The organism is Hyphomonas sp., assembly GCF_041689225.1.
Classification (GTDB): Bacteria; Pseudomonadota; Alphaproteobacteria; order Caulobacterales; family Hyphomonadaceae; genus Hyphomonas.
In genome coordinates this window covers 1-6,362 of sequence record NZ_JBDNGN010000152.1, presented here as the reverse complement: position 1 = coordinate 6,362, position 6,362 = coordinate 1, and the positions used below count along the sequence as shown (strand labels likewise).

At 57.1% G+C, this 6,362-nt stretch carries 6 protein-coding genes; 5 read left to right on the top strand and 1 reads right to left on the bottom strand.

The window, feature by feature from the left end:
• Positions 1-32 precede the first annotated feature (32 nt).
• The 5 genes from egtB (at position 33) to ACESNB_RS15160 (ending at position 5,665) form a co-directional block, all read left to right on the top strand.
• On the top strand, positions 33-1,322 hold the full coding sequence (gene egtB, locus ACESNB_RS15180; RefSeq protein ID WP_373008805.1) for an ergothioneine biosynthesis protein EgtB: 1,290 nt from the start codon (positions 33-35) through the stop codon (positions 1,320-1,322).
• Between the two features lie 2 nt (positions 1,323-1,324).
• Positions 1,325-2,284 carry an L-histidine N(alpha)-methyltransferase gene (gene egtD, locus ACESNB_RS15175; protein WP_373008803.1) on the top strand — a complete coding sequence of 320 codons (960 nt, stop codon included), beginning with the start codon at positions 1,325-1,327 and terminating at the stop codon, positions 2,282-2,284.
• 64 nt (positions 2,285-2,348) lie between these two features.
• Positions 2,349-3,902 (top strand): BCCT family transporter, encoded by a 1,554-nt coding sequence (locus ACESNB_RS15170; RefSeq protein ID WP_373008801.1) that lies wholly within the window; start codon positions 2,349-2,351, stop codon positions 3,900-3,902.
• A 231-nt stretch (positions 3,903-4,133) separates the two neighbouring features.
• Positions 4,134-5,294 carry an aminotransferase class V-fold PLP-dependent enzyme gene (locus ACESNB_RS15165; RefSeq protein WP_373008799.1) on the top strand — a complete coding sequence of 387 codons (1,161 nt, stop codon included), beginning with the start codon at positions 4,134-4,136 and terminating at the stop codon, positions 5,292-5,294.
• A 161-nt stretch (positions 5,295-5,455) separates the two neighbouring features.
• Positions 5,456-5,665, top strand: a complete 210-nt coding sequence (locus tag ACESNB_RS15160; RefSeq protein ID WP_373008797.1) for a hypothetical protein — start codon at positions 5,456-5,458, stop codon at positions 5,663-5,665.
• Between the two features lie 9 nt (positions 5,666-5,674).
• Here ACESNB_RS15160 and ACESNB_RS15155 read toward each other — a convergent pair whose 3' ends face one another.
• A complete protein-coding gene (locus ACESNB_RS15155) occupies positions 5,675-6,118 on the bottom strand; it encodes a type II toxin-antitoxin system HipA family toxin (RefSeq protein WP_373008795.1) in 444 nt (147 codons plus the stop codon).
• Between the last annotated feature and the right edge of the window lie 244 nt (positions 6,119-6,362).

The window sequence follows — 6,362 nt, the reverse complement described above, 5'->3', positions numbered from 1 at the left end:
GCCGGCGATCCGGCTGATACAGAAAGAAACACATGCACACCCGGACGCAGATCGTCGAGAGAGCACAAGCCATAGCAGCCCAACCTGACAGAAAACTGACATTCCAACGCGTGCGTGAACTTTCCTGCGACCTCGCGAAGAGCCTGTCTGACGCCGACGCGACCGCACAGTCGATGGACGACGCGAGCCCTGCAAAATGGCATCTGGCACACACGACCTGGTTCTTTGAGCAATTTATTGTCCTGCCTGCCCTTGGTTCCGACGCTCTGTACGATCCTCGCTTCAGCTACCTGTTCAATTCCTATTATGACAGTGTAGGCGCGCGGCATCCCCGACCACAGCGGGGGCTGCTGACGCGGCCCTCTCTCGATACCGTGCTGGACTATCGCCGCCATGTCGATCAGCACGTCGTGCAGCTTCTCGCAGATCACCGACTGTTCGATCCGGCGCTCGTCGAACTCGGTCTCTCACATGAGCAGCAACATCAAGAGCTTCTGCTCACCGATATTCTTCACTTGTTTGCCCAGAACCCACTTCGTCCGTCATTTGCCGGAGGCCCTCCGCCCAAGCCCAAGGCCGCAACCGAGACGCCTCTTACCTGGTCATCGTTCAAGGGTGGCATCGTCGCGATAGGACATGATGCTGACGGTTTCGCATTTGATTGCGAACAGCCCGCTCATGATGTCATCGTCAATCCTTTCAAACTGGCCGATCGATGCGTGACGAATTCGGAATGGCTGGCGTTCATGGAGGATGATGGCTATAGCAATCCATCCTTCTGGCTTTCCGACGGTTTTGCGAGAGCAAGTGCGGAAAACTGGGCATCGCCTGAGTACTGGTTTCGTCGCGAAGGTGGCTGGTGGACCATGACCCTGCACGGGCCGCAGCCTGTCAGGCAAGCGCGTCCAGTTTGCCACATTAGTTTCTACGAAGCGGATGCCTATGCGCGATGGGCAGGAGCGCGATTGCCCACAGAGCAGGAATGGGAGAACGCCACCACGTCCGGTCCCTTTTGCGGCAACTTTCTCGAGCTTGATTGCCTGGAACCGCGACCACAGTGCCAGACAATGGGCGAACGCCCAGAAGGGCTTTTCGGGGACGTCTGGGAATGGACGTCCAGTCCGTTCACTGCGTATCCCGGCTACAAGCCCGCGAAGGGGGCGGTCGGCGAGTATAATGGCAAGTTCATGAGCGGGCAGATGGTCCTTCGCGGAGGCTCGTGCGTCACGCCGCAAGGCCATATGCGCCCCACCTACCGGAACTTCTTTCCGCCTTCTATGCGCTGGCAATTTGCCGGCCTGCGCCTCGCGAGGGAATCCTGATCATGGCCTATACCCAATCTGAAGACCGGGACAAAAATGCTTATGCCTTTGAAGAGGATGTGCTTGACGGGCTTTGCCAACCCCGAAAATCCCTGCCCAGTCGCTGGCTTTATGACGCGCGCGGTTCTGAGCTGTTCGAAGAGATAACCCGGCTTCCGGAATACTATCCGACCCGGACCGAAACCGCGATACTTCGCGAACATGCTGAATCCGTGGCAAGCGAAGTCGGACCTGACACAGCGGTCGTCGAGTACGGCGCAGGCGCGTCGGTGAAGACGCGAATCCTGCTGAACGCCCTGGACGACCCGAACTTCTATGTCCCAATCGACATATCCGGTCCCTTCCTTGTTGATGCTGCCCAGAAGATTCAGCGCGACTATCCGGACTTGCAGGTTTTGCCGCGTGTCGCGGACTTTCTCAGACCGCTTGCTTTACCGGATCAGATTCAGACTGTTCCCAGACTGGGATTCTTTCCCGGATCCACGATCGGGAACCTCAACGACCTGGAAATCCTGAATTTTCTGACGCAGTGCAGGGTAAGCCTGGGAGCCGATGCGAAATTTCTGCTGGGATATGATCTCAGGAAATCGCAGGATATTCTCATCCCCGCTTATGATGATGCCCAAGGAGTCACAGCTGCATTCAACCTCAACATTCTGACCCGCATCAATCGCGAACTGTCAGCCAATTTCCAGATTGAACAATTCAGGCATATGGCGATCTGGAACGAGGAATACTCGCGCATCGAAATGCATTTGGAGAGCCTCGTTGACCAGGTGGTCGACATTGGTCAGTGCACTATTTGCTTTGAACGGGGTGAAACCATCCATACCGAGAACTCGCGCAAGTTCAGTCCCACGGACATGGAGCGAATGTGCGCCGCTGCGGGCTGGACAACGACGCACCTTTTTTCGGATCCGGACGGCTTGTTTGCCGTCGCACTTCTTGTCATCGACGATTAAAAGCGCCACGAATGCCGTCTGAAACAAGACAGGCGAGGACGTCGGGACTCAAAGGAATACATCAATGCGAAAGATATCCGTCAGACCGATCGTATTTGGGCTTCCCCTCACGCTCTTCCTGATAATGGTTACCGCCAGCCTGATCGACTTCGAGGCAACACGTGATGTGACGACCCAGATCAATGACTGGATCCTCCGTACGTTCTCCGACGCCTTTGCCTTTAGCGCGTTCGCCTTCGTCGTGACGTGCATCTGGGCCTTCTTCTCGCCTCTGGGCCGTATCCGCATCGGCGGTAGGGACGCCGTACCAATACTGTCGCGCTGGAACTGGTTTGGTATTACCCTGACCACGACCATCGCCATAGGAATCCTGTTCTGGGCCACAGCCGAACCCATGTATCACCTGTACAATCCAGGCGGACTGGACATTGAGCCAGGGTCCAAAAACGCTGCGCGATTCGCCCTCACATCCCTGTTTATGCACTGGTCGATTACCCCCTATGCAATATACACCGTACCCGCCCTGACCTTCGCGCTCGTCTATCATAATTTTGGCGCGCGCTTTTCAATTTCCTCTCCGATCAACCTGTTGATCGGTCGTACCCTGCCCGATGGCGTGATCGAGTTGATTGACGCTATGTGCGTTCTCTCTCTGCTTTTCGGCCTGTCTGCGACACTCGGCGCAGGCATCTTGTCAATATCTGGTGGCATCGACCGCTTGTTTGGCCTGGGTACGGGTCCGCTGATCACAGCCCTCGTCGGGGTGACGATCGTGAGCGCTTTCTTCCTGTCATCGGCGAGCGGACTGCAGCGAGGCATACGCGTCCTGTCAGATATCAACACGCGGGGCTTTCTTGCCCTTGCGCTTTTCGTTCTTTTGATTGGGCCGACCCGCGAAGTCTTGGTGATGGGCGGCCAGGCATTGATCAGCTTCACGATGGAATTTGTTCCTCGCTCCCTGCTGCTGGCTCCATTCAATGACCGGGAATGGGTCAATGACTGGACCGTATTCAACTGGGCGGCATGGCTTGCCTGGGCGCCCATGTCTGCAATGTTCCTCGGCCGGATCGCCAAGGGCTACACTGTTCGGGAATTCATCCTCGTCAATCTGTTGGCACCTGCGATCTTCTCGATTGTCTGGATGTCGATTTTTGGCGGATTGGCATTGCAGACGGAATTGGGCACTCCGGGCCTGCTGAAAGAGTCGCTTGACCTGTTTGGTCCAGAATCCGTGCTCTATGCGCTGGTGGATGTTCTGCCTTTCAGCCTTCCACTGGCCGCCTTCCTGGTGATCCTGTCCTTCCTGTCCTATGTGACAGCCGCAGACTCCAACACCGATGTTCTGGCCGGCATAACCCTCAATGGCCGGCCCGAAGACATCCCGCGCAGCCACGGCGTGGCCGTGAAGTTTATCTGGGCGAGCGTGGTGGGCATATCGGCCTGGGTAATGATCACTTTTTCAGGAATAGACGGCATTCGTATCCTGTCCAACCTCGGCGGATTTCCTGCCCTGTTCATCGTATCGGCTTTCAACCTGACACTAATAGCGCTCGGCACTTACAAACTTGATAAACTCAAGGAGGGTGCCTCCGGATTGCCGTCGCCTAGCCTTGCATGATGATCCGTCCGCCACACGTCGGCAAGCTAAGCAACCGACATTGTAGAAAGGAAATGATATGGCTGGTCTCTGTTCGCTGATTGTTTCCGGCTGCCTGTCTCTGCGCGGTAGCGGCAACGAGATAATTTTTTTTAAACGCCGCCGACGGGACACGGGAAGACAATCTGAATTGTTTCCTCAGACACTGCCTTCAGAGGAAACTGAACGCCACCTGCTCCAGCCGGTGTCAGCATGAACATTACCAGGCTGAGGGCCGACACCCCCTCGTGCGAATCGTACGTTCACTTCAACAATGCAGGTGCGTCGCCGGCACCAGAGCCGGTGCACCAGGCAGTCTTGCGCCATCTGGAGCTGGAACGGCAGATCGGCGGCTATGCTGCGCAGGAAGCGGCTGAGTGGGATCTGGCCGCTTTCTACACCGAGGCTGCCGCGCTGATAGGGGCAGAGACCGAGGAAATCGCCTTTGTCGAGAACGCAACGCGCGCATGGGACTTGGCATTCTACGGGCTCGCATTTGAGCCCGGCGACCACGTTCTGACGCATGGATCGGAATACGTCTCGAACTATCTGGCCCTGCTGCACCGGGCGAAAACGAGCGGCATCAGAATCGAGCTGGTGCCGAGTGATGCTTCGGGCCAGGTTGATGTCGCCGCGCTGGAGGCGATGATAACGCCGCAGACCAAACTGATCGCGCTGACACATGTGCCAGCAAATAACGGCCTGGTGAATCCAGCCGAAACTGTCGGCGCCGTCGCGGGCCGGCATGGTATCCCCTATCTTCTGGACGCGTGCCAATCGGTCGGACAGCTTGACGTCGACGTCCGCAAGCTCGGCTGCGACATGCTTTGCGCGACCGGCCGGAAATATTTGCGAGCCCCCCGAGGCACTGGCTTTCTCTACGTACGCAGCGGATTTATCGACAAACTGGAGCCGCCATTCGTCGATCTGCGCTCTGCGGATTGGACCGCGCCTGCCGCCTATACGCTGAAGGCAACCGCGCAACGTTTCGAGACATGGGAACGCCACGTCGCAGGACAGATTGGCCTGACTGAGGCGATCCGCTACGCGCGCGGCATCGGCATGCCGGTTATCGAGGCGCGCATTAGCGATCTCGCCAATGCTCTGCGCGCACAGATCGCCGATATCCCCGGCGCGACAGTGCACGATCTGGGACACCGGCGTTGCGGCATCGTGACTTTCCTGCTCCCGAGCGAGGATGCCGTGCAGACAGCGGCGCGGCTCAAAAGCGCGGGAATCATGGTTTCAGTCGCGTCCCAAGGGCTCGGCAGACTGGATTACGAGGCGTCCGAACTAACGGCGCTTGTTCGGGCATCGCTTCATTATTTCAATGACGACGAAGACATCTTCCGCTTCATGTCGACGCTCAAATAGACCTTCAATCTCCGAGTGCCAATGCGAAATGGGAACCGTGCACGTGTCGAACTCTTGGCTTGTTCTCGTCGCGCTTCGGGACCCTTCTTGTAAGCCCCCTATAGAGGAATACATCTCTGGCACAGTTGCTGGTTTCGCGGCTCACGCCGTTCCCGGCCATAATGAATCGCCACATTTCCGGAAAAAGACTTAAGGATGATGCTGGAGTTCATGGTACTTTGCTTCTGGCCGATGCGTTCTTCGCGGTCGTTTTCGCTGATCGCGCAGAAGCGGCCATTCCCCTCGACGATTTAGCCCCGGAGGTCGGTAACATCTGCAATGGCGTATTCATCAAGTGCAGCCTTCTGGGCGGAAAGTTCGCCGGTCTCTGAAAACAGATGTCAGATGTCTCGCCGGAACGCTTGTTGAATTGACCTTATGCGACGTTCAGGCACGCCAGCTTCGAATGCTAGCGCGAGCCACTGCTCAAGCGCTGCGGTTGTGTCAGCCAGTATCTCCATCGCTTTGGCCCGTTTGATCCCCGAATTAGACGCGAACGAGAGAATATCCTCGCGGGTGAAATGATCGCGCTTGCCGTTCAGGCTCATCTGGTGGCGGCCCGTCCATTCGCCGCCCGGATTCCAAGCACATGAGACATCGAAGGCCGGTGACAGCGACCATTGCCCGGATCGGTCCATCAGGAAGGCGATGTTCTTGACGTGATCATCCTGGTTGCGAGCCATGATGTTGAAGACAGCGCGCCGGAACTGTTCCTCGACTTCCACCTGCCCCATGCCCAGCCGTTTGATGACGTGGACGGCCTGCTCATAGGGGTGGTGTAACACGACGTCTGGAAATTCGTTTGCGGGTTGTGGCGTAAAGCCCGTGCTGAGGCGGGCCTCAGCACGGGCTGCCCAATCTGGTATTCCATGGAGTTGCAAAACAACCGTGGAGAACAGCGAATGAACAGTAACAAGGATACAGCGATTGAGGCCGTCTTGGAACAGCTGATTGATCACGGCCCGGGCGAGATCGCTTCGGTCTTTGCGCGCGTGTTCGAGATGGCAATGCAGGTCGAACGCGAGCGCT

What these genes read in the sequence shown, in the direction of transcription:
- egtB (WP_373008805.1), top strand. Translation starts at nt 33, where the DNA reads ATGCACACCCGGACGCAGATCGTCGAGAGAGCACAAGCCATAGCAGCC.
- egtD (WP_373008803.1), top strand. Translation starts at nt 1,325, where the DNA reads ATGGCCTATACCCAATCTGAAGACCGGGACAAAAATGCTTATGCCTTT.
- ACESNB_RS15170 (WP_373008801.1), top strand. Translation starts at nt 2,349, where the DNA reads ATGCGAAAGATATCCGTCAGACCGATCGTATTTGGGCTTCCCCTCACG.
- ACESNB_RS15165 (WP_373008799.1), top strand. Translation starts at nt 4,134, where the DNA reads ATGAACATTACCAGGCTGAGGGCCGACACCCCCTCGTGCGAATCGTAC.
- ACESNB_RS15160 (WP_373008797.1), top strand. Translation starts at nt 5,456, where the DNA reads ATGAATCGCCACATTTCCGGAAAAAGACTTAAGGATGATGCTGGAGTT.